Genomic DNA, 26470 nt, shown 5'->3' with positions numbered 1-26470 from the left:
CCGTTTTCCCCGGGAAAGTGTTTGTAGATTATTCCCGCACGATTATCCGCCCCAAAAAAAACCGCCCTTTCGGGCGGTTGAAGAAACTCGGTCGTGATCAGAAACCGAGGGAGAAACTGAGGGTCATCGCATGGTCCTTGTCGTTGCGCGAGACCTGGCCGGAGTAACCCAGGCCCAGCTTGCCGTTGGGGCTGATCTGATAGTCGATGCCGGCTTCCAGCACGGCGCTGTCTTTGGCAATCGGCACGCCTTGGGTGCTGAATGAAGTTCCACCGCCGTTGATAAAGCTCAGGTCGGCATCCGGCTTGGTATCACCGAAGGCATGACGCCAGCCGATGCTGCCCCGCGGGGTGATTTTCGAGCCGTTGCCCAAGGTGATGGTCTGGCCGGCACGCAGGCCCAGGGTAGAGAAGGTAATGTCCTGATCGGCATCACCGCGCAGGGCTGCCGAGCCGCCTTTCTCCTTGATGGTGTCGCTGTCGTAGTTGACGTAGGCCAGGCCAGCGAACGGTTCCAGTGCGACGCTGCCGGTTTGAATGGTGTAGCCGACTTCACCGAAGACTTGCGCGCTGCGGGCCTTGTAATCGGCCTTCAGACGTTGACCGACACCCCCCACCGCCACATCGCGCTTGCTCTCGATGTCGTGCCAGCTGTAGGCCACGCCCATCCGTGCGGCGAAAGCTTCCTGCTGATACGCGGTGTAAGCCATCAGGTGATAGCTGTCGACGTCGGCGCTGGAGTTGCGGTGCTTGGCGTCGAGGTCGCTGCGGGTGTAGCCGGCGGCAACACCGGCGCGCCAGGCGTCATCCAGTTGTTTGTCGGTACCCAGCAGGAAGCCACTGAGGTTGCGGTCCAGGCTGGCTGTGTTGCTGTCGCCGCCCATATGCCCCCAGGTGCCCAGCACACGTGCCCAGCCGACCATTTCGCCATGGCAACCGGCGCTGCTCAACTGATTTTCGCTCGGTGCCAGGCTGCTGCGTGGATCGTCCTGGCGGTAGCAACCGGGTTGGCGCAGGCGCTCATTGACCGCGTCACGGATGTAACGCGAATCTTCGAGCAAGGCGCTGGCGGTACTGGCGTGGATTTCCCCCGACAGGTTGTCGAACGCGGCGCGAGCCCCGGCGACGCTGCCGCTAAGCAATGCGTTTTGCACGGCCTCACCGCCCACCGCTGCGCCACTGCCCAGTGCTGCGGCTACCGCCCGCTGATTGCCGGTGGCCGCCACGCTGGCATAGCTGACGTTATTGCGGCTGACCGCCAGCGCAACCTGGTTCGGGCTGTAGCTGAGCGCGGTATTGAGGAACGCCAGGTTCTCAAGGTTGGTAGCGGCAAACGTACCGGTGACCCCGCCACTGGCGGTCAACAAGGTGTAGCTGGTGGGCCCGGCATACGGTGCCAGGTTGACCACATTCAGCGTGCCCGCCAGGTCCGCCGTGCCGCCTACCGCCAGGGCGCCGGCGGCGGACGGGGTGATGACCAGGTTCAGCGCGCCATCGGCGGCGTTGGTGAAATTGCCGGCGACGCTCAGCTTGCCACTGTCAGGCGTCACCGAACCGTGGTTGACCAGCGAGCCGACGCTGCCATTGCCCGTCAGCCCGGCACCATTGGCCACGGTAACCTGCCCGCCGAATACGGCATTGGGATTGGCCGCGTTGCCGACTTGCAACACACCCTGATCCACCGCCACCGTGCCGCTGAACGGCTGGTTGCCGGTCAGCAGCAGCGTACCCGCGCCCTGCTTGACCAGCGCACCGGTACCGCTCAGCACTCCGTTGAATTGCCCGCTGCTCAGTTGCGTGAACAGCAACCGTGCGTTGTTGCGGATATTGCCCCGCAGGCTGGTGGTGTTACCGGCCAAGGTCCCGCCACTGACGGTGGTGCCGCCGGTGTAGGTATTGGCCCCCGTCAGTACCAGGGTGCCCGCATCCAGTTTGTTGATACCGCCTGTGCCCACCAGCGGCGCATCGATCTGCGTGGTCACGCCAGCGTTAACCCGTGCTGCGGCCAAGCTGCCGTCCGGCGCATTGGTCGGGCTCAGAGTGCCGCCTGCGCCGGCCACCAGCGAGTAGCCCGGATCTAGGAATTGCAGGCCGGTAAAGCCTTGATTGCCGAGCACAGTTACCGTCCCGCCCTGCCCGCCAAACACTGCGAACTGGTTAGTCGACGCCTGGCCCTGGGTGCCGTTCGGATCGGTCCAGTTGGTGCCCGGGCCCCACGTACCGTTGCCGCCGGTGATCGTGCCGTCAGGGTTGGTGGTGCCACCGTTCCAGAACTGGATTTGCCCCGGGGTGGTTTGCACCAGCAGGTTGACCTGATTGGCCAGCGCGGTTTGCAAGGTCAGTGCGCCCGGCAGGATGCCCGAAGGCAGCGTGCCGTAAGCCAGGCCATTGTCGGTCAGGCTGCCGCCGTAGCGGAACAGTTGGTAAACCCCGGTGCCGAAGCCACCGGCGTCGGTGACATTCAGCGTGCCGTCCAGGGTCAGGTTGCCGGCCACATTCACCACCGAGGTAGAAGCGCCCGGCGCGCCGAGGCTGAAGTCCAGGTTGGTTCCCGAGGACAGGTTGAGGCCGCCTACCGACAACGGGGTGCCGCCGGTGCCTGCGGTCAGGGTCGAGCCGTTCGCCAGCGTGACGGTGCCCGCCAGTTGTCCCGAACCGCCCAGGGAGGCGCCGCTGCCCACCAGCACATTGGCACTGTTCAACGAGCCATTGACCAACAGGCCGCCGGCGTTGACGTTGGTATCGCCGGTAAAGGTGTTGTTGCCACTGAGCAGCAGGTCACCCGTGCCGCTTTTATTCAGCACCCCGGCGCCGGTGAGGTTGCCGGTGTAGGTGCCATCCGCCGCCTGTTCGAAGGTCAGGGTCGCATTGTTGGCGATCGCGCCCTGCAGGCTGCTGGTGTCACCCGAAGTGATACCGCCGTTCAAGGTGGTGCCGCCGCTGTAGGTGTTGGCACCCGTCAGCAGCAGTGAACCATTGCCGTTTTTCACCAGGCTGCCGGTGCCACTGATGACGCCACCGAGGGTGGTGTCTTGCGTGCCCGCGAGGCCCAGTTGTGCACCGAGGTTGATCGCATTGTTGAGTTGCAACGCCGCCGTGCTGTCGAGCACTGAATTGCCGGTAACACCCAGGGCGCCACTGCCGAGGGCATTGTTATTGCCGAGGATCAGCGTGCCTGCCGCCAACTGCGTCCCGCCGCTGTAGGTGTTGTTGCCATTGAGGGTCAGGCTGGCCGCACCGTTCTTGACCAGGCTACCGCTGCCACTGACCACACCGCCCAGGGTCAAGGCGTTGGACCCGGCGACGTTCAAGGCGCCATTCAGTACCACCGCGTTAGCCAGGTTGACCGCCGTGTTGCTGTCCAGCGCTGTTCCGTTGGCCGTCGTCAATACGCCGGTGCCGAGTGCGCTGTCATTGCCCACCACCAGCTTGCCGCCGTTGAGGGCAGTGCCGCCGGTATAGCCGTTGGTGCCATTGAGTACCAGGGTGCCGGTGTCGTATTTGCCCAGCGTGCCGGCGCCGTTGATGGCTACGCCGAGAGTGGCGGTGTTGTTAGGGTCGACCCGAATCGCCGCATTCCCCGTGCCGCCATTGACCAGGTTCAACGCGCCCGCCGTGCCGTCCACCAGGCTGTAGCCGTCGGTGGCGAACTGCAGGCCGGTGATGCTTTGCGTTCCATTGACCGTGACCGTGCCCGCCGTGCCCTGGAACACCGCGAAACTGTTGCCCCAGGCCTGGTTGACGGTACCGTCCACACTGGTCCAGTTGGTGGTGCCAGTGCCCCAGGTGCCGCTGCCGCCGTTGATGGTGCCGTCGCCCACCAGTTGGCTGCCATCCCAGAACTGCACGGTGTTGTTGGGTGCCGTCACTAGCAGGTTGACCTGATTGCCGACTGCCGTCTGCACTTGCAGATCCCCCGGCGTCACGCTGCCGGGCACCGCGCCGACCACCAGCCCGTTATCGGTCAGGCCGCCGGTGTAGTTGATGATGCGATACACACCACTGCCAAAGCCGCCGATATCGCTGACGTTGAGGTTACCGTCGAGGGTCAGGTTACCGCCGACATTGATCAGCGCATTACCGCCGCCTACTACCGGTGTACCCAACCCGACATCCAGGTTGGAGTTGCTTGACAACACCAGCGAGCCCACCGACAAGGTACTGCCGGTCGAGCCTGCCAGGTGCCCGCCATCGGCCACGGTGACGGCGCCGCCAAGGCTGCCAGTGCCCGTGAGCGTCGCACCGCTGTTGACCGCGACATTGCCGCTGGCCAGGGAGCCGCTGACGTTCAGGGTGCCACCGTTGACGCTGGAGTCGCCGGCCAGGGTGTTGATGCCACTGAGGGTCAAGGTGCCGGTGCCAAGTTTGTTCAGTTGCCCGGCACCGTCGAGTACCCCGTCAAAGGTACCGCTCTGGTTGCCGCCGCCCAGGCTGAGGGTATTGCCTGCGCCGATCAGTGCCGTGCCGTTGCCGGTCAGGCTGCCAAGGCTCGCAGAAGCGCCGAGGTTGAGCTGGGTACCGGCGCCGAGGGTCAAGCCGGCGTTGTTGCCGAGCGCCGTGGCACTGGTGGTGGTCAGGCTACCGCCGAGTACATTGAAGTTGCCGCTGAAAGTGTTGTTGCCGCCGAGGGTCAAGTCGGCTGCGCCATTTTTGGTCAGGGTGCCAGCGCCATCCAGCACGCCGCCCAGGGTCAGGTTATTGGTACCGGCCAGACTCAGGTTGTCGTTGACCGTGACGTTGTTGGCCAGCACCAGCGCCGAACTGTTGTCCAGCATCGAAGGCCCCGCCACCGTCAAGGTGCCTGAGCCGAGTGCTGTTGCACCGCCGAGGGTCAGGGTGCCGGCGTTCAGTGTGGTACCGCCGGTGTAGGTATTGGTGCCATTGAGCGTCAGGTTGGCGCTGCCGTTTTTACTCACGCCGCCTGCGCCGTTGATCACGCCGCCGAAGGTCAGGTCATTGCTGCCGGTGACGCCCAGGTTGGCGTTCAGAACGATGTTATTGGCCAGGCTCAACGCCGTGTTGCTGTCCAGGTTCGAAGCGCCAGCCACCGTCAGGTTACCCAGGCCCAGCGCCGAAGCGTTCCCCGCCGTGAGTGTCCCGGCGGTCAAGTTAATCCCGCCGAGGAAGCCGTTGGTGCCATTCAGGATCAGGTTGGCCCCGCCGTTTTTGGTCAGGCTGCCGGCGCCGTTAAGGGCGCCACCCAGGGTCAGGTCGGCCGTGCCGCCGATCCCGAGGTTACCGGCCAGGTTGATCGCGTTGTTCACGCTCACTGCAGTGGCCGCATCCAGCGTGGTGCCGTTGGCGGCATTGAGTGTGGCGCTGCCCAGTGCCGAATTCGACGCCAGGATCAGCCCGCCGGCATTCAGCGCAACCGGGCCGAGGAAGGCGTTATTGCCTCCCAGGGTGAGGTTGGCCGCGCCGTTCTTGACCAGCCCGCCCACACCGCCAATCACGCCATTGAGGGTCAGTGCATTGCTGCCGCCGACCGTCAGGTTGCCGAGCAGGCTCACCCCGTTGCCCAGGGTCACGGCCGTGTTGCTGTCCAGCGTGGTGCCGGACGAAGTGCTCAGTTGTCCGCTGCCAAGGGCCGTGTTGCTGCCCACCACTAATGTCCCGCCCTGAAGCTCGGTGCCACCGGTGTAGCTGTTGGCGCCATTAAGCACGAGGGTGCCGCTGTCGAGTTTGGCCAGGGTGCCGCTGCCGTCGATGCCCACGCCGATGGTCGCGGTGGAACCCGGATCGACACGAATCGCGGTGTTGCCGCCGGTGCCATTCACCGCCGTCAATTGCCCCGCCGCGCCGGTCGCCAGGTTGTAGCCATCGGTGACGAATTGCAGCCCGGTGAACGATTGCCCGCCCACCACCGTCACGGTGCCCGCCGCGCCCTGGAACACGCCGAAGTCAGCGGCCCATGGCTGGTTGACCAGGCCGTTGACCGAGGTCCAGTTGGTGCCGCCAGCCGTCCAGTTGCCGGTGCCGCCGTCCACCACGCCGTTGGCGATGGTCTGGCTGCCGTCCCAGAAACGGATATTGGCATTCGGCGCCGCCACCAGCACGTTCACCTGATTGCCCACCGAGGTTTGCACCACCAGGTCGCCGAGGCCGAAGCCCACCGGCACGCCGGTGACATTCAGGCCCAGGTCGGTCAGCGCGCCGGTGTAGTTGATCAAGCGATACACCCCGACGCCAAACCCGCCGGCATCGGTGACGTTCAGGTTGCCATCGAGGGTCACGTTGCCGCCGACGTTGAGCAACGAGGTGGTGGACGGTGCGCCAAGCGCTACGTCCAGGTTGCCGCTGCCGGCCATCACCAGCGAACCGGCTGACAGCGTATTGCCGCTGCTCAGGGCCAGGTGGCCGCCGTTGTTGACGTTCAGCGCACCCAGTACCGAGCCGGTGCCGGTGAAGGTCGCGCCGGTATTGACGTTGACATTGGCACTGCCCAACGAGCCGCTGAGGTTCAGGGTGCCGCCGTTGACGTTGGTGTCGCCAGTGAGGCCATTGATGCCGGTGAGGTTGAGGGTGCCGGTGCCGACCTTGGCCAGGACGCCGGTGCCGCTCAGGCCACCGTCGAAGGTGCTGCTGGCGTTGAGACCGCCCACCGACAACGTGTTGCTCCCGCTGACTTGCACGTCACCGCTGCCGGCGAGGGTCGCCAGGCTGGCATCGCTGCCCATGATCAGCGACGCACCGGCACTGACATTCGCACCGGAAGTATTGCCCAGCGCACCTGCGCTGGCGGTGGTGACACTGCCGGACAGGACATTCAAGGCGCCGGTAAAGGTGTTGGTGCCGCTGAGCGTCAGGTCTGCCAGGCCATTTTTGTTCAGGGCGCCAGCGCCGCTGATCACGCCGCCGAGCGCCAGGTTGTTATTGCCGGCCACGTTCAAATCAGCGTTGAGGGTGATCCCATTGCCCAGGCTCAGCGCCGCACTGTTGTCCAGTGTCGACGTACCACCCACGGTCAGGTTACCGCCGCCCAGCGCCGCGCCATTGCCCAGCGTCAGGGTACCGGCGTTGAGGGTGCTGCCGCCGCTGTAGGTGTTGATGCCGTTGAGGGTAAGGTTGGCCGCGCCGTTCTTGATCAACTGACCGGTGCCCCCGATAAGGCCGCCCAGTGTCAGGCCTTGAGTGCCGCCGACGGTGAGGTCGGCATTGAGGGCAATTGCGTTGGTCAGCGCCACTGCGGCATTACTGTCCAGGGTCGCTGCGCCGCCCACCGTCAAATCGCCGGTGCCGAGGGCCGCATTACTGCCGACGGTCAAGGTACCGGCATTCAGCGAGGTGCCATCGATAAACGTGTTGGTGCCGTTGAGAATCAGGTTGGCCGCACCGTTTTTCACCAGGTTGCCATTGCCGCTGATCACGCCGCCCAATGTCAGGTCTGCGTTACCGCCAATCGTCAGCGGGCCGGTCATGCCGATCTGGTTGTTCAGGCTGACGGCAGTGCTGGCGTCCAGGCTGGTGTTGGCGGCCGTGGTCAATACGCCGCTGCCCAAGGCGTTGTTGGCACCGAGGATAATCTTGCCGGTGCTGAGCGTCGTGTTGCCCAGGTAGTTATTGCTGCCGTTGAGGGTCAGGTCGGCCGCGCCGTTCTTGATCAAGCCTCCGATGCCGTTGACGTTGCCGCCGAGGGTCAGCGCGTTGCTGCCAGCGAGGGTCAGACTGCCACCGAGGTTGATGGAATTGCCCAGAGAGGCGGCGGTGCTGGCGTCCAGCGTGGTGCCGTTGGACGCGTTCAGCGTGCCAGAGCCCAACGCGGTATTGGAGCCGACAATCAAGGTCCCGGCATTCAGCGCGGTGGTGCCGGTGTAGGTGTTGCTGCCGTTGAGGGTCAGGATTGAGGCACCGGTCTTGATCAGGCCGCCCGCGCCGGCGATAACGCCTCCGAGGGTTAAAGGATTGGCCCCGCCGGCGGTCAGGTTGGCATTGAGGTTGATCGCATTACCCAAGGTCAGCGCGCCGGCGCTGTTGAGGGTGCTGGCACCGCCCACGGTCAATGCGCCGGTGCCCAGTGCCGCGCCATTACCAAGGGTCAGGCTGCCGGCGTTGAGCGTCGTGCCACCCAGATAGGTGTTGACGCCGTTGAGGGTCAGATTGGCCGCGCCATTCTTGATCAGTTGGTTGCTGCCGCTGAGCACGCCACCCAGGGTCAGGGCGTTGCTGCCCGCCACGCTGAGGTCGGCGTTCACTGCGATGTTGTTGGCCAGCGTCACGTTGGCACTGCTGTCCAGCGAGGCCGCGCCCGCGACGGTCAGGTTACCGGCGCCCAAGGCTGCGTTATTACCGGCGGTGAGCGTGCCCGCGTTGAGTGTTACGCCGTTGAGGAAGGTGTTGGCACCGTTGAGGACCAGGTTGGCCGCGCCATTTTTGGTCAGGCCGCCGCTGCCGGAGACGACGCCACCAAGGGTCAGGCCAGCGCTCCCGCCAAGGTTCAGGTTGCCGGTTATGCCGATGTCGTTGGTCAGGGCAACGGTGGTGCTCGCGTCCAGCGTGGTGCCGTCCGCCGTGTTCAAAATGCCGCCCGCCCCCAGCGCCGTATTGGAGCCGACGATCAGCGAACCGGCGTTAAGTGTGGTGTTGCCACTGTAGGTATTGGCGCCACCTAGGGTCAACGCTGCCACACCATTCTTGATCAGCCCGCCCGCGCCACTGACCACACCACTCAGCCCCAGCGCCTGCGTGCCGCCGATGGTCAAATCAGCCGCCATGCTCACCGCGTTGGCCAGGGTCACCGCAGTAGTGGCATCGAGGGTGGTGCCTGCCGCCGTGCTCAGGATGCCGGTGCCCAGTGCATTATTGTTGCCCACCAGCAGCGTGCCGGCGTTGAGCTGGGTGTTCCCGGCTTGAGTGTTGTTGCCGGTCAGCGTCAGGGTGGCCGCGCCATTCTTGATCAGCCCGGCGGAACCCGATATCACGCCGCCGAGGGTCAGCGCATTAGTGCCAAGCAAGGTCAAATTGCCGTTGACCGCAACGTTATTGGCCAGCGTCGCCGCCCCGGTACTGCCCAGGCTGGCGGCGGCATTTACGTTCAAGGATCCGGAACCCAGGGAGCTGTCGTTGCCGACGATCAAGGTGCCGGCATTCAAGTCGGTGCTACCGGTGTAGCCGGAGTTGGCCGCGCTAAGTGTCAGGCTGCCACTGCCATTCTTGGAGATCCCGCCGGCGCCGCTGACGTTACCGGCCAGCGTGAGGCTGCCGACGCCGCTGGTGCCGACGGCACTGTTAAGCACAAGTGCGTTGTTCAGTGTGATGGTGCCGGGCGCCTGGAGCACTGTCGAACCACCGATGGTCACCGTGCCGGCACTGAAGGCCAGGTTATTGCCCAGTTGTACGGAACCGCCATTGAGGGTGGTATTGCCCAGGTAACTGTTGGCGCCATTGATGACCAACTGCCCGGTGCCGTTCTTGGTCAGGCCGCCCGAGCCCGAGACCACGTTACCCAGGGTGATGGCGTTGGTACCTTGCAGGGTCAAGCCGCTCGCCCCGAGGTTGATCAGGTTGCTCAGACTCAAACCGCCGGTGCTCGCCTCCAGGGCGCCACCATTGGAGGTCAGTACGCCGCTACCGAATGCCTGGTTGTTGTTGAATTGCGCGATACCGCCGTTGAGGGTGGTGCTGCCACTCACCAGCGGCCCTTGCAGGGTCCAGGTACCACTGTTGACCGTCAGGTTGTTGAAGTTGACGTAGCTGGCACTCGACGCCACACCAACACCGCTGGTACCGCCGCCGATGCCAATGGGGTTTTGCAGGATCAGCGAGTTGACGCCACCTGCGCCGCCGTCAACCTGGCCGGTAGGAGCAAAGGTCAGGTTGACGCCAATCAGGCCACCCAACGAAAGCCCGATACCGCCACCGCTGGAGATAGTCGAACCGGTGATGGCGGTAAAGGTGTTGGTGCTGCCCGCCCCCATGGAGACGCCGCCGGAAATCGTACCGGAGTTGATGAAGGTATTACCCGTGGAGGAACTTTCAAAGGCCATCCGCCCGTTGATTGTGCCGGCGTTGATCACGTTGACTTGCGAGCCCCCGCGAATCGCGACCACTGGCGCATCCGCGGCAAACAGCGACAGGTTGAGCAATGCGGTGGAACCGATGGTGCCATTGTTCACAATATTGGTGCTGCCGCCGGCGCCGTTTTGCAGGTTCAGCGCCATACCATTGAGACTGGCAAGATTGACACCCAGCAGGTCCGCAGTACCTCGGATGATCCCGGTGGCGGCGTTCGTGACGTTCACCACACTCGCCCCCGCGTTACCCAGCACCACGCCGCCACTCAAGGCAGTGACCAGCCCGAGCAATGCCGGGTCGATAAGGCCCGCGTTGTTCAAGGTGATGTTATTGCCCGTCAGGTTCAGCACCTGGCCAGCCAGCGTCGCGTTCAGTTGGGCAGCGGAGCCCACGTTGACGGTCAGGTCATTCACTGCACTGGAGAACGTGTTCAAGAACAACGGCAGCGAAGGCACGCCACTGCACGTGACCGTGCCACCCGCCGCCGGACTTGCCGGCGTACAAGCCGCCATCGCCTGCGGGCTCGCCAAGCCTAGAACCAGGCCGGCAATACCGAGGCGAATAGCAAGATTAAGAGGAGAAATACGAGGTATAGCGGCAGTAGCAAGTCTTCTTTCCACGTGAAACTCCTTCGTGGTTCAAGCCTTTCATCCATGAATGCGTAGAAGCCCCTGATACAGATCCAAACACGCATCGACGTCGAAATACCTGACCGTGGTGACAACTGATCCTGTTTGTCACAACGTTAGCCGCGTGCGTAAAACTCATTGAAATAAATGGTATTAATACTTTAGCGAGTGCCGCGCAGGACCTGGACGACATCCAATGAACGCAGAGCTGAACGCTCTGAGCCGCGCAAAAATTCAGATTTCACAATGTAAAAAAGCGCTCTAATAACGCGCGGTGTTACCCCTGTAGGAGCGAGCTTGCTCGCGAAAAGCGCTAAGGCACCGCGTGTATTCACGCCAGTCAGCGTCATCGTTAACGACTTTCGCGAGCAAGCTCGCTCCTACAGTAAAACCTGTTGATTCAGCAAAACGATTCTGGAGTCCCCAATGCCCCATGAAGGCAACCTGTTACAAGCGGCGGTTGTATTCCTGTTCGCCGCCGTACTGACCGTGCCCTTGGCCAAGCGCCTGCAGCTGGGAGCCGTGTTGGGTTACTTGCTGGCCGGCGTGATCATCGGCCCTTCGGTGCTGGGCCTGGTGGGCAACCCGCAAAGCGTCAGCCAGTTTTCCGAACTTGGGGTGGTGTTGCTGCTGTTCATCATCGGCCTGGAGTTGTCACCGAAGCGTTTGTGGGTGATGCGCAAGGCGGTGTTTGGCGTCGGCCTGGCGCAGGTATTGCTGACGGGTACGGTGATCGGCGTGGTAGCGCTGTTTGCGTTTGGCCAGTCATGGAACAGTGCGATTGTGCTGGGCCTTGGCCTGGCGCTCTCCTCCACCGCCTTCGGCCTGCAAAGCCTGGCCGAGCGCAAGGAGCTTAACCAGCCCCACGGGCGCCTGGCCTTTGCGATCCTGTTGTTCCAGGACATCGCGGCGATCCCGCTGATCGCCATGGTGCCGCTGCTCGCCGGCAGCGATCACCCCGCCACCACCTCCCAAGGCTTGCAGCACGGCCTGGAAGTACTGGGCAGCATCGCCGTGGTGATTATCGGCGGACGCTATCTGCTGCGGCCGGTGTTTCGCATCGTCGCCAAGACCGGCCTGCGGGAAGTGTCCACCGCTACCGCGTTGCTGGTGGTAATTGGCACGGCATGGCTGATGGAACTGGTGGGCGTGTCCATGGCCCTCGGCGCCTTCCTCGCCGGGCTGCTGCTGGCAGACTCCGAATACCGACACGAACTCGAATCGCAGATCGAACCGTTCAAGGGCCTGCTGCTGGGCCTGTTCTTTATCAGCGTGGGCATGGGCGCCAATATCAGCCTGTTGTTCAGTGCGCCGTTGATCGTGCTGGGCCTGACCTTGCTGCTGATCGCCATCAAGTTGCCGCTGCTGTTTTGCGTAGGTCGCCTGGCCGGTGACCTGAACCGTGAAAGCGCGCTACGCCTGGGCGTGGTGCTGGCGGCCGGCGGTGAATTTGCCTTCGTGGTGTTCAAGATCGGCCGCGACCAGGGCCTGTTCGAGCCGCACCTCTACGACATCCTGGTGCTGACCATCACCCTGTCCATGGCCGTGACGCCGTTGCTGCTGTTGCTCTGCCCGAAACTGTTCAAGCCCAAGGTCAAGCCGGTGGAAGTGCCCGAGGAATACCGCGCTATCGAAAGCGATGCACCCCGGGTGGTGATCGCCGGGATGGGCCGTATGGGGCAGATCGTGGCGCGGATCCTGCGGGCGCAAAACATCTCGTTTATCGCCCTCGACACCTCGGTGGAAACCATCGAGCTGACCCGCAGCTTCGGCGGCATGCCGGTGTTCTACGGCGACCCGCAGCGCCCGGAAATCCTCCACGCGGCGAAAGTCGACCAGGCTGAATTTTTCGTGATCGCCATGGACGATCCCGAAATCAACATCAAGACCGCCGAGCTGGTGCGCAGCCTCTACCCGCACATGAAGATCATCGCCCGCGCCCGTAACCGCCAACACGTGCATCGCCTGGTGGACCTCGACGCATCACCGGTGCGCGAAACGTTTTACTCCAGCCTGGAAATGAGCCGCCGCACTCTGGTGGGCCTTGGCTTGACCCAAGCCCAGGCCGATGCGCGCATCAGCCGTTTCAAAAACCACGACCTGCAACTGCTGGCCGCCCAGCACGCGGTGTATGACGACGCGGCCAAGGTGATGCAGTCGGCCCAGGAAGCCCGGACGGAATTGGCGCGGCTGTTTGAGATGGACCGACTCGAGGAGGAGTCCGACAAGGTGTAAGGATGGAGATGAACGATCTTGCGAAAATTCTGACAGAATACGGCGCAATTTCGTTCATCCCTGGAGAGCTTCATGGCCACCCTCAGCAAGACCGCAGCCCTCTTGGCCCTCGCGCTGGCCGCCGGCTTCGGCGCCAGCCAAGTCCTCGCCGCCAGCAAGCCTGCGGCGCAGAAAACCGCCACCCAGACCATTTCCACCCTGGACGGCAAGTTCAGCTTCAACCTGCCCAAGTCCTACCTGGCCGACCCACTGCCGGCCGGTGATGCCGAACACGGCACGGCGGGCGCCAGCGGCACGATGTACAGCGACCAGGCCACCAAAAGCGTGATTTTTGTGGTTGAGAAACCGAGTGTCGCCGGCCTGATCAAGGACAACGACCCGCAGTTCCTCGACGGTGCCGTGGCGGACTTCGTCAAGGAACAAAGCGCGGCCCTGCCGGACTTCAAGAAAGGCGCCGAGAAGAAACTCACCGTCAAGGGCCTGGCCCTGCGCCAGGTCGACAGCACCGCAACCATGGGCGGTGGCAAGACGCTGAGCTCCACCTTCCTGACGGGCTCCGGCAGCCACCAGTTGGTGGTGCAGGCCATTTCCCGGGCGGATGACGAGAAAGGTCATGCACTGTTGGTGAAGCAGATTATTGGCGGTAAATAACCGGTTTTATCTGGCAATGAAAATCCAATGTGGGAGCGGGCTTGCTCGCGAATGCGGTGGGTCAGTTAATACATGTGCTGACTGAAACACCGCTTTCGCGAGCAAGTCCGCTCCCACATTTTTATCGCGTTCATATCGCTGGACTCAGTGCAGGCTCTTCTCCAGCCACTGTTTCAAGTCCAGCAACTCCGCCTCACCCACGGTATGAATCATCCCCGGGTACCCGTGGAATTCCGGGGTGAGGCCAATCCCCTGCAACACCTCGTTGGCCCGCGTTGCCGAGTAGTAAGGCAGCGCCTGGTCCAGCGTCCCGTGCCCGATGAAAATCGCCAGCTTGCCCAGTCGCGCGTCCGGCTTGAGTTCGGCCTTGAGTACCGGCAGCAGGCTGCCACTCAACGCCGCAATCCCGCGCAGGGTTTCGGGATGCCTTAACCCGACCTCGTACGACATGATCGCGCCCTGGCTGAACCCCACCAGAAACACCCGCTCACTTTGGGTGTGGTACTTGGTGGTGGCCTTTGCGACGAAGTCTTCGATCAGCTTGGCGCTGCTCTGCAAATCGGCGGTCTCACCATCAAAATCGCCATCGCCCGGCTTCTTGCGAAACCAGCGATAACCACCGCCATCCACCGGCATCGGTGCCCGTGCAGAAAGGTAGGTCCAGGTCGACGGCAAGCGGTCCTTGAGCCCGAACAAGTCGGCCTCGTCACTGCCATAACCATGCAGGAAGATCACCAGCGGCTCGTTGCGGGCATCGCTTTGGGTCTGTTCCAGGTAAGGCAGGGGCAAGTCCGTGTGCAATTCGTCTTCGGCATGGGCAGCGCTGGCGAACAGCGCCACTGTCAGGGCGATCAGTTTGAGCATGGGCATCAACCTTCAGGGTTTGCGCAACAAATAGGTATCCATGATCCAGCCATTGGCCTGGCGCGCCGCCTTGCGCACACGTTCAATTTCTTCGGCCACCTCGGCCACCTTGCCGCTGATCAGGATTTCGTCCGGTGTGCCCAGGTAGGCGCCCCAGTAAATATCCAGGTCCTGATCGGCCACGGTGCGGTAGGAATCTTCGGCGTCGAGCATGACAACCAGGGTGTCGGCATCACTCGCCTGCCCCGCTGCCAACCGACGCCCGGTGGTGATTTCGATGGAGCGGCCAATGCGGTTCAACGGCACTTTATGCTGGGCCGCCAAGGCCTGGACGCTGGTGATCCCGGGGATCACCTCAAACTCAAACTCGCAACTGCCGCTGGCCAGAATCGCCTGCAGGATACGGATAGTGCTGTCGTACAGCGCCGGGTCGCCCCAAGCCAGGAACGCACCGACTTCGCCGTCGGCCATTTCTTCATTGATCATCCGCTCGAAGGTCTGCTGCTTGTCGCGGTTCAAATCCTTTACGGCGGTGGTGTAGTCGATATCGCCACGCACCCGCTCGGGGCAATCGGCCTCGACAAAGCGGTAAGCGTGATCGGTGATGTAGGTCTCGCAGATTTCCCGGCGCAGGTCGATCAGTTTGTCCTTGCTCTGACCCTTGTCCATCAGGAAAAACACGTCGGTGCGGTTGAGCGCCTTGACCGCCTGCATCGTGATGTAGTCGGGGTTGCCGGCGCCAATGCCGATGATCAGGATGCGTTTCATGGGAAAGTCTTCATGGGTGTTCTCGGTGCGGGGAGCGGATTTTGCCATGTTCGGGGCGTCAGGCGTGAGTTTCCAGGCGCAGGCGCCAACGGCCGTTGAACCGCAGCTCGGTGGATGAGAGCGGCTCCACGTCGATCAGGTTGAACATTGAGGGCGGGGATTGCATGACGTGCAGCAGCGCCGCGCGGATAACGAAGGGATGGGTGACCGCCAGCACATGCCCCGGCGTTTGCTCGAGAGACTGCAACCACTGCCCCACCCGCTCACACAACTGCACCACCGACTCACCGCCGTGGGGCGCCGAGGTGCTGTCGGTCAACCAGGCCTGCAGTGCTTCGGGCTCGGCCTGTTGGACCTCATCGATCGCCAGCCCTTGCCAGCGGCCGAAATCACAATCACGCAGGGCTGTTTCAACCGAAGCCTCGGCGGCAAACAGCACCGCCGTCTGCCGGGTTCGCGCCTCCGGGCCACACAGCACCAAGGGCGCACGCTTGAAACGCTGCGCCTGGGACAACGCCGCCTGCTGCCAGTCCATCTCCACCGACTCATCCAGCGCAAAGCGTGCGCATTTCTGGGCACGGGTGCTGGCGTGGGAAATCAGGGTCAACCGGGTGGCCTGCATGACAAATCGCTCTGGCGAAGATAGTTCAATATCTTACAACGATCCGCACACATGAAGCCGGTCGCCGCCGACGGATCGGCGGCGACCGGCATTCATACCCCTGGCGGCGCCAGGTAGAACACCTCATAGCCGTTGCCCGGGCGGTTCACATCCAGCGCCTTGCCCGACAAGGTAATCCGCACCAGCTTCCACGCCTGCACATCCAGCGCCAGAAACACCGCAAAGTTATCGCTGGTGTCTGCAATCTGCTGATTGCGGGCTTTTTCGGTGGCGAGGATTTGGCCACGGTCCGCATTTGGCTCCAGCGCCCACTCTTCCCGGTACAGGCTCAAAGCGTTTTGCGCTGGACCTCGCTGCACATCCAGCGGTAACCAGGACTCAATGTGCGGCCGGCCAAAACTGTCGAGGACCTTCTGAAAACGCTCGCCGAGTAAAAAGTCTGCGGCCTGCAAAGGATCCGACCACAGGTAAACCGACGAATACAGGTTGCCCACGCCCGGCCCCTGCCCCCGTTCCTGAGCGATAAACGCCTTGAACAGCAAACCCTCGGTGTGATCCCACTGCGGCCCCAACCGGGCGGCGCGCTCGCGGATGACACCCATGTCGTAATCAGCTGGCAAGCGGTGTGAATACTGTTTGGCAAACATCATGGCGCTCCTGTTCAGATGAGTGGCCAGCTTGTGCCGGGGCCATGATTTCAGCAAGATATCACCGGATATAGGTGTGATAAGGAACTGAAATGACCGACGCCCTCAAGCCGCTGGATATCGACACCGTGCACGCCTTTGTACTGGTGGCCGACTTCGCCAGTTTCACCCGTGCAGCCCAGGCCCTGGACACCTCACAGGCGGCCATCAGCCTAAAGCTCAAGCGCCTGGAAGAGCGCCTTGGTTACCGCCTGCTGGTGCGCACGCCACGGCATGTGCGGCTGTCGCCCCAGGGCGAACAGTTCATCGTTGCCGCCCGCGCGTTGCTCAATGCCCACGAACGGGCATTGGGTGACATGGGCAACGGCGCACCTCGAAGGCTGGTGATCGGCATCAGTGACCATGTCGCCGGGCCCGACCTGCCGCTGTGGCTCAGCCGCCTGGCAGCGTACGACCCATTGGTGATTCTGGAGGTGCGGATTGCCTCGTCCCGGGACTTGGTGGCTGCGTTCGACCGCAACGAACTGGACGCGGTGATCGTGCGCAACGAAGGCGACCGCCAGGACGGCGAAGTATTGGTGGTTGAACGCTTTGGCTGGTTCGCCGCACCGACCTGGCAGCACACCCCCGGCACGCCGTTGCGCATGGCAACCATGGCCTCGCCCTGCGGCGTGCGACACCTGGCGGTGCGGGCGTTGGATGAAGCGCGGATTGACTGGACCGAAGTATTTGTCGGCGGCGGCGTGATGGCCGTCGGTGCGGCCGTCAGCGCCGGCCTGGGCGTAGCAGCGCTGGCTCGGCGGGTTGCTCCGGCGGGCGCTGTGGACGTGAGTGAACAGTACGGATTACCGGCGTTGCCCGTCAGTGAAATCGTGCTGCATAGCCGGATCAGCGATGGTCGCTCCCGTGAGACATTGCGGGCCTTGAGTGCAACCTTCAGAGGGGTTCTGGAGCGTTAGGTTGCATCTGCGCATAGCGCCCGCGCACAAACCGCTCCAGCTCGTCTCCCGGCAGCGCCTTGCTGAAATACCAGCCCTGGATAATCAACTCCGAGCCCGACTGCAAAAACGCCAGCTGCTCGGCGGTTTCCACGCCCTCGACCACCACCCCGAGGTTCAACGCCTCACAAAACCTCAGCATCCCGGTCAGCACCTGAGCGCCCTTTGGATCATGTTGGGCCACCACGAAACTGCGATCGATCTTGATGAAATCCACCGGAAACTGATGCAAATAACTCAGCGCCGAAAACCCGGTACCGAAATCGTCGAGGTACACCTTGGCGCCGATCGCCTGCAGCTTCTCGATCATCTGCCGGGCACCCTGGATATCACCCACCAACGCATCCTCGGTGATCTCCACCGACACCTGCCCATGGGCCTGGGCCAGTATCTCCACCAGCCGGTCACCATAGGCCGGGGTGGTGAGCGTGGCGCTGGAGATATTGATTGTCATCGGTAACCTGAAACCGACCTTCCGCCACTTCTGGTACTGGCGCACAGCCTGGGACGCCACCCACACATCCACATCGGGCATCAACCTGGCATTGGCCAGCCATTGCAGGAACTCCCAGGGCGAATGCACCGTGCCCTCGGCATCCCGTGCGCGCATCAACGCTTCACAACCGGTGCATAGCCCGGTCCGGGTAGAAATCTGCGGTTGGAATTCAAGGTAAAACTCATAGTCGCTGATCTGCTGGATATGGCTCAACTCGCTGACCTGGCGCGCCTGGGCCTTGTGGGAGGCCATTACCGGATCCAGCTCCAGCAAGCGGCCCTTTTCTTCCAGGCCGCGAAAGGTCATGTCCAGCGACTTCAAATACACCGTGCCGCCTTCCGTGGCCTGGCGATTGATCGCCCGCACATAGGGTGCATAAATCAGCATGCCAACCCCCAGCAACACCACCTGCAGCAACACCGCCGCGAGGTCGCCATGGGTGCTCAAATAGGCGTTGAGCAACACCGGCGCGGTAAACGGCACGCTCACCACCGCAGGCGACACCCAGCCAATCTGCACCACCATCAGCGCCAGCATCGCGTTGAACGCCGGCACCACCAGAAAAGGAATGAACAGACGCGGATTGAGAATGATCGGCAGGCCAAACAACAACACTTCACTGACATTGAACAGCGACAGCGGCAGGCTGGCCATCGCCACCAATCGCATCGACCGGCTCTTGGAAAACAGCAGGATCGCCAGCAGCAGGCACAACGCGCCACCCGAGCCGCCGATAAACGCGAAGCTGCCCAGCAAGCCGCCGTTCAGTAGATATTTGACCGGTTCGCCTGCCGCCAGCGCCGCGTTATTGAGCGCGACCGCCTGATCCAGTACGTCAAACAACGGCTGCATGGCGTAGACACCATGGATCCCAAAAAACCACAGCAGCGAATTCATCAGGGTCACAAACAAGCCGCTGCCATAGGGCGTTTCCAGCGCATCGAGCACCTGCGGCCCCTGAAGCTGCGCCACCTGCGGAATCTGCAACAGCAACGACAGCAGGAGCACCAGCCCGAGCGCGGTGATCGCCCCTGGCACCACCATATTGATGGTGCCCTTGAGGTTGTGCCCCACCAGGTCTTCGTTGATCAAACGGGTCCAGCGACGCCGATGCAGCCAGGCGATGGCGGGCACGTTGATCAACGGCGAGGCGATGGCGATGAACAACACGAAGGTCGCCGAGGCACGGGGAAAATCCCGCAGCACAAACGTGGCGATCACCACATGGGCCAGGCACAGGAACGCCACCGGTAGCTGCGGCAGGCGGTGCTGAATCGCAAGCATGTAACCGATGGAGGCGGCCACCAGCAGCGGGATCACCGAGCTGATCTGGCTGTGCAGCCCCGCGAGCAAGGCCACCACCTGAGGGTCGAAACCCAGCACACGAGCGCATTCAGACAGGATCAGGAACCCGGCCGACACCAGCAGGCATGGCAGGATCCACAACAATCCCTCACGGATGGCCCGCAACGACTCGGTGCTGGCCAAGGCCGCCAGCCGTTGGGTGAAGAAAAGCTTGAACAGCGTTTGCGCCATCACCTGTCCCTCTGCACATAGCACTCGATCCCTGATGCCAAGTCGCAAAGGCACATGTGCCGTTGCCTTTATCGACGAGGTAACGCTACACGCCCTGATACCGCGAACGAAAGGCTTTTGCTGCCATCGGCGCAATTATTCAGATTCGTGCCGTGGCACTGATGCTTGTCGATTGACCCGGGTTGGCCCATCCTTCGGCGCACTTGTTGTCGTAAAAAGCGACGTTCCCTCATGGCCTGCGCACTGCTGGGTCTGACCAGCCGTCTCTCTTACCGTGGAGTAAACCTTTGTCCCAACCCGGCGAAAACCACCAGCTAGCCCTGGACAGATTCCTGAGCGAACACCCGGCCCTGGCCGAAGAACTGAATACGTTGAACCCCCTGGCGGCCCAGGCTAAAGGGGAAACCATGGAGCAGTACCGCGCCGAACGCCTGCATGAAGCCTTCGAGGCAGAAGCCGAGCAACAGGGCTTGTTTGCCTGGGAGCTGACGCTGAAATTGACGGCGCATTCCCCTGCGGAGTTCGAGGCCCAGCGCCTTGAGGTGCACCAGGAAGTGGCGCAGATGGCGGGCCTGAGTTGGGCCGAATATTGTCAGTTGCATGACTTGCCCGAATAGAACCAGCGGCTAAAACACTGACGGGGATCGCTGAGCGCTGCATGCAATTCTTCAGGGGTGATCACCCTGCGCTCAGGGTCGATCGCCAAAGCCGTGCGTAACACTCGCCAGCAATGGCGAGGTAGTTGCCTGGGACGGACCGGTCTGTCACTGGAGTGGCGCCGTCCTTGGGCCAATTCGTAAAGTACACAAGCCACTGCATACAGATCGGCACTGGCCGACAGTGCTGCGCCGGCCAGCAACTCCGGCGCGGCGTACGCTGGCGTCCAAGCGTTGAAACGACTGCGACTCAAGCCTGGCGGCCCCGCCGAGGCCTGTCCGCAAGCCTGACCCAGACCGAAATCAAACAAGCGCAGCCCGCCCTCTCCTACCATCACATTGCCGGGTTTCACATCCCCGTGCAGCACGCCCTGCTGATGGCTATGACGCAACGCATCGAGCAATTGCACGGCGATGCCTTGCCACTCTTGCCACGGCAAGCCACCGGGGCGCTCCAGCAGCAGCCGATCCAGGGTCATGCCCTGAAGCAGCTCCATGGTGAAAAAAACAATCTGACAGGGAGCGTCTACTTCAAACGAAAACACCCGTACCACCTGCTCATGCCGAAGGCTGCGCGTCAGGGCAAACTCGCTGTAGAGCAGCACGTGGGCGTCTGCACATTCACGAATGGCTTCACCCAGCACCTTGATCGCCACACTGGAACGCGACTCACCAAACTGTTCGTGCAGCAGATCCCGGGCGCGATAGACCACGCCCATGCCGCCAGCGCCGAGCACTCGTTCGATAAGGTATCGCCCGGCCAGCAACGCAGGTATCCCGTCGCGCTGCGGGCTGCCCTGTGCCCGGGCGAAAGCAAAGTGGGTCAACGGGCGGCTGGGCATAACCTCAAGCCCAGGCTTATCGTTCATGACTGCACCACCACAGCGGTCAGGTTGTCGCGGGCGGCACCGCGCAATACGCCGGCGAACAGTTGATCCAGAATCCGCTGTGGGTTTCCCAGGCTCAACGCCTGACCCAACTCGCCATGGCTAAGCGCCTGATACAGGCCATCACTGCACAGCAGAAAAACATCCCCTGACAGAGTCCCGAGCTCCAATACCTGGGGACTCAATGGTTCCCGCGAGCCGATGGCGCGGGTCAGCGCCCGTGCATCGGGGTGCGCCTTGGCCCGCTCCAGGCTCACCCGCTGGTCAATCAACTGCTCCAACAGCGAATGGTCCCGCGACAGCTGGTACAACGTCTGCGCTCGCCACAGATAACAACGACTGTCACCCGCCCAGACACAGGCAGCGCGATCGCCCTGAAGCAGCAAAGCCACGACCGTGCTCCCCATGGTGCGATCACCACCATGGGCAGTGACCGTCAACTCTTCACCCAGCCGCCGATTGAGCCATTGCAGGCAACGACGGGTCGCCTCGACCCGTTCGTCGAGGCTCCCCTGGCCGGGCAATAACGCCAGGCTATCGACCACCAGTTGGCTGGCGACATCCCCTGCCTGATGCCCGCCCATCCCGTCTGCCACGGCCCAGCAGCCCTGCCGAGGGCAATCGAGAAAGGCATCCTCGTTGCGCGACCTGAGCTTGCCACGGTCCGTACGGCCAGCACTGCGCCAGCGATCCTGACCTCGGTTCACAGTTGCTCCGGAAGGCGAAAGGTACGCCACTGCGCCATCTGAAACGGATTGGGCGCGCGCCGGCTGGTCAGCAGGTAGTTGGCGCGCAAGCCTGCCAGGTCCGCCTTGAGAATCAGGACATCCTGCCCGCTGGAGGGCTCGCTCTGCATCAGGTCAAACAAGCGGAACAGGGACCAGGCCCCAGTATTTTTTTCGAGCCCCAACGCCCGCTCGCTACCCCGCTCCAGCACCAGGCTGCTGCGACCATTTTCAGCCTCGGCTGGCCACTGCATCGCCATCGGGACAATCGGCCCGTGCCGGTACTCCATCTGCTGGCCGCCCAAACGCAAGACCGCGCGACTTACCGAAGGGTCCAAACTGTAGGGCGCGACGGTGAAACGAACCTGCAAGCCACCCGGTTCATCCGCAAAAAAACCGCGCCTGATCACCTGCGCCTTCGCTTGCTGGTCGAGGAACGCCCTGGACATCGGCAAGCTGCGCCCATCCAGGCTGCGCAGCCTGTAGCGACCGGCATCGGCGCTGACAAAAGGCTTTAGATAGCTGTCAAAAAATCGCGCCATTATCCCCCCTGGCTTGAAGAACTCCTGAAAATCATCGAGGGAGACGTCGCTGCTGGCGTGGGCATTGAACGGATACCAGCACCTCGGTAGGAATCTTGGTTTCGATCTCCCCCATGCTGTGAAAGTGATGCAGCGGCAAGTCCTCCACCGCACCACCACTTTGCGGGCCGATAACGTTCGGGCACCAGCGAAACCTGGCGAAGCTGTCCGTCAAGCGGGTGGCGAAGGCATACGCCGTGTTACCCCACAGATAGTGCTCGTGGCTGCTGGCCACATTTTCCTGGTAGGCGAAGGTCTTGACCGGGCAATCAATGGGATCGTATGGCGTCCTCAGCAGGAAGCGCGGAACGGTGAGGCCGATGTAACGGGCATCTTCGCTCTGGCGAAAGCTCTGCCATTTAGCAAACTGCGGCCCTTCGAAATGGTCCTTCAGGTCCTTGAGGTTGGGCAGGCCGGTGAAGCTCTCCAGGCCAAAGAACCCTGGGCCGGCGGCCGCGATGAATGGTGCATGGGCCATGCAGGCCACGCTGGAAACGTACTGCATCAACCTGACGTCGGGCGCACTGGGCGAGAGGAAATAATTGGCGATGATCGCCCCTACGGGCTGACCGCCGAACTGACCGTATTCGGCACTGTAAATATGCTTGTAGAGGCCAGACTGGGTAACTTCCGGTGAGTCTTCGAAGTCATCCAGCAGGTCCTGGCGAGAGACGTTCAGCAGTTCGATCTTGATGTTTTCACGGAAATTGGTGCGCTCAACCAGCAATTGCAGGCCGCGCCAGGACGACTCCAGCGCCTGGAAATCGGGATGGTGGAGAATTTCATCCATTTGCTGGCTCAGCCGTGCGTCAATCTCGGCAATCATCCGGTCAACCAGGCGCTTCTTGACCGGTTCACCCCGGTTCTGCGGCTTGATCAGTTCCTCGATAAATGCCGAGACCCCGCGCTTTGCGATGCCATAGGCCTAATCGTCGGCGCTGAGACGGGTCTGGGCAATGATGTCGTCGAGAATGCTGTATTCATCAGTTGCGGGAGCGTACAACGGGCTTTGGCTGGTAGTCATAGTATCAGTGTCCTTTTACTGAGTGAGTCATACGGCTGGGCTGCGCAGCCCCAATTCCGCCAATACCCGGGTGCGGGACTCGTCATCGGCGAGTGCGTTTTCAATGGCTTTTCGAAAGCTCGGTGTGTTGCCCAGCGGCCCCTTCAGCGCCACGAGTGCATCACGCAGCTCCATGAGCTTTTTCAGCTCGGGTATTTGCTCAACCAGGTGCGCAGGGTTGAAGTCCTTCATGGAATTGATCCTGACCTGGATCGCCAGCTCATCGGGTTCGGTAGAATCCTGGAGCCGATTGGGGACGCTTAAGGTCAAGCTCAAGGCTTGCTTGGCCAACACCTCGTCAAGGCTGTTCTTGTCGATGCCGACGGGCTTGCGGTCTTCGAGCTGTCGCGGGTCTTCGCGCTGGGTGAAGTCGCCAAGCACCAGCAGTTTCAACGGCAGCTCCACCTCTTCCTGCGCGTTGCCGACGGCGGGTTTGAACGTGATATTGACGCGTTCCTTGGGGGCTACCGAACCTTCTTTCGCCATGGTATTTCTCCTTTTTTTCGGGTGGCTCGAAAGCCTATTCAAGTACCGCTTCAAGATCGAAGTGGCATAGCCTGCGATGGACATCTTCCTTGCGCTCACGCACAGAATGGCTTTGCGGCAACACGTCACAACAGCCATGCAGGAGTTGCAGCACTTCAACCGCGAGTTCGGGCTCCCAGCGCTGCAGGCCTGATTGCTGCAGTTCGTGGTCCAGGTGCTCAAGCTGGACTTTGGCAAGGTCATGCTTGCCCGCCAGCACACACAACCTGGCCTGGCCAAGCCGCCAATGAAATCGGGCACGGTCGCCTGTGGCGCTTTGCATGCCTTGCTTGAGCGACCGAACGGCCGCCTTGAAGCCGTCCGTGCGCAGCACGGGCATGACGTCGTGTAATGCTTTGTCCCAAGGGGCAGCCTGGGCATCAAGTGCCGTCTTGGGTGACACCGGACCTTGCAGATGGCGGGTAACCTGCGTGTTGATCCAGCCCCGGGTAACGGAGTCGGCGAACGGTGTTCCATCGTGAAAGCGTAACTGCACGAGCCCAGGCAATCGTTGGAGCAACAAGGCGAAGTGCACTTCCAACTCGGTCATGGCCAAATCGGCCTGAAGCGCCTGCAGGCATTCCCACACCCTGTACAAGCCGTCAAACCAGAAAGGTGCACAGGCCAGGCTGGCCTCAAGTTCCAACAACAGATCAGCGTGCTGCCCCAGGGCGTAGCGCTCCTGGTAACGCTTGAGCTTGTCTGGCGCCGGGCCTCGCAACGGCGTGACCTGCTCGCTGTCACAGTCCGGGAGGCTGGTGATCGTCAGCCAGGTCAACGTTCGGTTCAGGCGAAGCGCCCTCAGGTCAGTGGCATTCTGACGTTGCCACCAGGCAGACAAAGGCCGGGCATTCTCCTGCAGCGTACGCAGCAGCTTATGGGCATCCCTTTCGTTGTCCACGACCGGCTCGGGCGCCAGCAGTTGAGTCGCCACCTGTGTGATCTGGGCGATCCCTGCTGCGATACCACTGGGTGGAGGATCGCTCTCGGTTGCCTGCTGCAACCCGTCCGAGAGCCGCCTGCGAATTGGTAGCAACAATGGCGCATCTTCGCAGAGATGCCGGGTCCATAACTCATCCAGCCGGGTCAGGTGTTCGAGCATGCAGTGGAATAAGGGCCGTTGGTCCTTGAACGAAAGATTTTGCGCAAGCACCTGATCGAGGCGAGGGACCAGCCAGCCAAATGCTGCACTGCGGGTACGCGGTTTTCCTGGGTATACGACCGCCCAATGATGCTCACAGAGGTAGCGCAACAATCCGAGGCCTGCGAGCAATCCGGGGAAGGATTCGCGCTGATGCAATGCCCAGGTCAACCAGACGGCGGCTCGCAAGTCCTTGGACTGTTGGCGTAACAAGGCCTCACTTTTTTCCACGACCCATTGCCAGTCAGGCTGACTGTTACCGTGCATTGAATGCGCCTTGCCCAGTTCGGTTTCAAGTGCCTCGTACTCAGTAGAAAAACGCATATCGGCGCCCGCAAAACTCTCTGTCGAGTTGGGCGTCTGCGCAAGTTTCAGGTAGAAATCGGAAAGCCTGTCTGAATAAACCATTATGGGCCGCACTCTACTTCCCTGGACACATGAGTGAACTAACGGCAATTTAAGCAAACGTCAGAACACTGCTTTAAGTTCGTCTTCCCGGCGAGAAGAGCACGAACCTTATCCATGCAAAAAGCATTGTTCAAGCCACGAAACAACGGTTAAGGAATTTCCTACAAAAATAAAAATTCGCCGGCGCGCAACAAGTTGCGCACCCAAAACAACACGTACGATTATGTTTTATGTGTCCCCCGCGAACAAACCACGTATGGACACACTGCAACTAACTGCACACCTCTGCGCAAAAAAAATACAACTAACTTCAGCTACAAACCAGCATCACACCTGAAAAAACAAACCTATAAAATCTTAACTCCCCGTTTTCATTAGCTTTTGAACTTTCCGGCACGCTTCTTGATATCGAGCATTACCCGGCCGGCCAATCAGCCGACTGGGACGACCTCATTTATCAGGCAAGGAAACCACTTATGCCAACACCCGCGTATCTATCCATCACCGGCGCCAAGCAAGGCTTGATTACGGCAGGCACGTTCACTCAGGACTCGGTCGGCAACATTTATCAGGAAGGCCACGAAGACCAGATTCTGGTGCAGGGGTTCCAGCACCAGGTCATCATTCCTCGCGATCCGCAATCCGGCCAGCCCACCGGCCAGCGCGTGCACAAACCCCTGATGATCAGCAAGATATTCGATAAGTCTTCGCCGCTACTGTTCAACGCATTGACCTCTGGGGAAATGCTCAAGTGCAGCCTTGAGTGGTACCGCACCTCTTCAGTCGGCACCCAGGAACACTACTTCACCATCGAACTGTACGACGCGATTCTGGTGGACATCCAGTCACGGATGCCGAACTGCCAGGACCCGAGCAATGCGCACTTCACGCACCTGGAGGATGTGTATTTCACTTACCGGAGAATCATCTGGACCCATAAGGCATGCGGTACCTCGGGCGAAGATGACTGGCGCCGCCCGGTAGCCGGCTAAACACCCACCGAAGACAGAAACGGCAACGCCATGGAC

Annotated in this window: 15 protein-coding genes and 2 pseudogenes; 5 read left to right on the top strand and 12 right to left on the bottom strand. The window is 61.8% G+C overall.

What is annotated here, in order from left to right; translation table 11 throughout:
• Positions 1-97: 97 nt before the first annotated feature.
• The gene (locus tag ACA046_RS13315; RefSeq protein ID WP_497677077.1) at positions 98-10522 is read right to left on the bottom strand and encodes an autotransporter-associated beta strand repeat-containing protein; all 10425 of its coding nucleotides are present in this window, start codon (positions 10520-10522) and stop codon (positions 98-100) included.
• Between the two features lie 543 nt (positions 10523-11065).
• Here ACA046_RS13315 and ACA046_RS13310 point away from each other — a divergent pair.
• Positions 11066-12874: a monovalent cation:proton antiporter-2 (CPA2) family protein gene (locus ACA046_RS13310; protein WP_459028363.1), complete on the top strand. Its 1809-nt coding sequence runs from the start codon at positions 11066-11068 to the stop codon at positions 12872-12874.
• A 72-nt stretch (positions 12875-12946) separates the two neighbouring features.
• The gene (locus ACA046_RS13305; RefSeq protein WP_177069037.1) at positions 12947-13525 is read left to right on the top strand and encodes a DcrB/PsbP domain-containing protein; all 579 of its coding nucleotides are present in this window, start codon (positions 12947-12949) and stop codon (positions 13523-13525) included.
• Between the two features lie 144 nt (positions 13526-13669).
• Here ACA046_RS13305 and ACA046_RS13300 read toward each other — a convergent pair whose 3' ends face one another.
• From ACA046_RS13300 to ACA046_RS13285, 4 genes are all read right to left on the bottom strand, one after another.
• Positions 13670-14389, bottom strand: a complete 720-nt coding sequence (locus ACA046_RS13300; protein WP_459028361.1) for an alpha/beta hydrolase — start codon at positions 14387-14389, stop codon at positions 13670-13672.
• 12 nt (positions 14390-14401) lie between these two features.
• The gene (cobF, locus tag ACA046_RS13295; protein ID WP_003208076.1) at positions 14402-15157 is read right to left on the bottom strand and encodes a precorrin-6A synthase (deacetylating); all 756 of its coding nucleotides are present in this window, start codon (positions 15155-15157) and stop codon (positions 14402-14404) included.
• A 58-nt stretch (positions 15158-15215) separates the two neighbouring features.
• Positions 15216-15779 carry a histidine phosphatase family protein gene (locus ACA046_RS13290; protein WP_497676733.1) on the bottom strand — a complete coding sequence of 188 codons (564 nt, stop codon included), beginning with the start codon at positions 15777-15779 and terminating at the stop codon, positions 15216-15218.
• A 92-nt stretch (positions 15780-15871) separates the two neighbouring features.
• A complete protein-coding gene (locus ACA046_RS13285) occupies positions 15872-16426 on the bottom strand; it encodes a DUF4865 family protein (RefSeq protein WP_497677076.1) in 555 nt (184 codons plus the stop codon).
• 92 nt (positions 16427-16518) lie between these two features.
• Here ACA046_RS13285 and ACA046_RS13280 point away from each other — a divergent pair, with 92 nt between their 5' ends.
• Positions 16519-17385: a LysR family transcriptional regulator gene (locus ACA046_RS13280; protein WP_087694167.1), complete on the top strand. Its 867-nt coding sequence runs from the start codon at positions 16519-16521 to the stop codon at positions 17383-17385.
• Here the strand turns inward: ACA046_RS13280 and ACA046_RS13275 are convergent.
• Positions 17363-19456: an EAL domain-containing protein gene (locus tag ACA046_RS13275; protein WP_497676732.1), complete on the bottom strand. Its 2094-nt coding sequence runs from the start codon at positions 19454-19456 to the stop codon at positions 17363-17365. The genes ACA046_RS13280 and ACA046_RS13275 overlap by 23 nt on opposite strands.
• A gap of 287 nt (positions 19457-19743) precedes the next feature.
• Between ACA046_RS13275 and ACA046_RS13270 the strand changes: the two genes are divergently transcribed.
• Entirely contained in the window at positions 19744-20073 is a 330-nt protein-coding gene (locus ACA046_RS13270) for a DUF6388 family protein (RefSeq protein WP_497676731.1), read from the top strand.
• Here the strand turns inward: ACA046_RS13270 and ACA046_RS13265 are convergent.
• The 6 genes and pseudogenes from ACA046_RS13265 to tssA all read right to left on the bottom strand — a co-directional run bounded on the left by ACA046_RS13265 (position 20049) and on the right by tssA (position 25442).
• The gene (locus tag ACA046_RS13265; RefSeq protein WP_497676730.1) at positions 20049-20981 is read right to left on the bottom strand and encodes a serine/threonine-protein kinase; all 933 of its coding nucleotides are present in this window, start codon (positions 20979-20981) and stop codon (positions 20049-20051) included. The two genes, ACA046_RS13270 and ACA046_RS13265, sit on opposite strands and share 25 nt — an antisense overlap.
• Entirely contained in the window at positions 20978-21706 is a 729-nt protein-coding gene (locus ACA046_RS13260; protein WP_459028349.1) for a PP2C family protein-serine/threonine phosphatase, read from the bottom strand. Before ACA046_RS13260 ends, ACA046_RS13265 begins: the two co-directional genes overlap by 4 nt.
• Positions 21703-22341: pseudogene (locus tag ACA046_RS13255) on the bottom strand (type VI secretion IcmF C-terminal domain-containing protein); the annotation flags it as partial. The pseudogene ACA046_RS13255 and the gene ACA046_RS13260, both read right to left, overlap by 4 nt.
• Positions 22337-23329, bottom strand: a pseudogene (gene tssC, locus ACA046_RS13250) (type VI secretion system contractile sheath large subunit); the annotation flags it as partial. The pseudogenes tssC and ACA046_RS13255, both read right to left, overlap by 5 nt.
• Positions 23330-23356: 27 nt before the next feature.
• A complete protein-coding gene (tssB, locus tag ACA046_RS13245; RefSeq protein ID WP_459028311.1) occupies positions 23357-23854 on the bottom strand; it encodes a type VI secretion system contractile sheath small subunit in 498 nt (165 codons plus the stop codon).
• 34 nt (positions 23855-23888) lie between these two features.
• Positions 23889-25442: a type VI secretion system protein TssA gene (tssA, locus tag ACA046_RS13240; protein WP_497676729.1), complete on the bottom strand. Its 1554-nt coding sequence runs from the start codon at positions 25440-25442 to the stop codon at positions 23889-23891.
• A gap of 476 nt (positions 25443-25918) precedes the next feature.
• Here tssA and ACA046_RS13235 point away from each other — a divergent pair, with 476 nt between their 5' ends.
• Positions 25919-26434 (top strand): Hcp family type VI secretion system effector, encoded by a 516-nt coding sequence (locus tag ACA046_RS13235; protein WP_459028307.1) that lies wholly within the window; start codon positions 25919-25921, stop codon positions 26432-26434.
• Positions 26435-26470: the final 36 nt, after the last annotated feature.

The organism is Pseudomonas sp. LBUM1641 (genome assembly GCF_059716235.1).
This window is presented reverse-complemented; position numbering and strand designations above follow the sequence as displayed.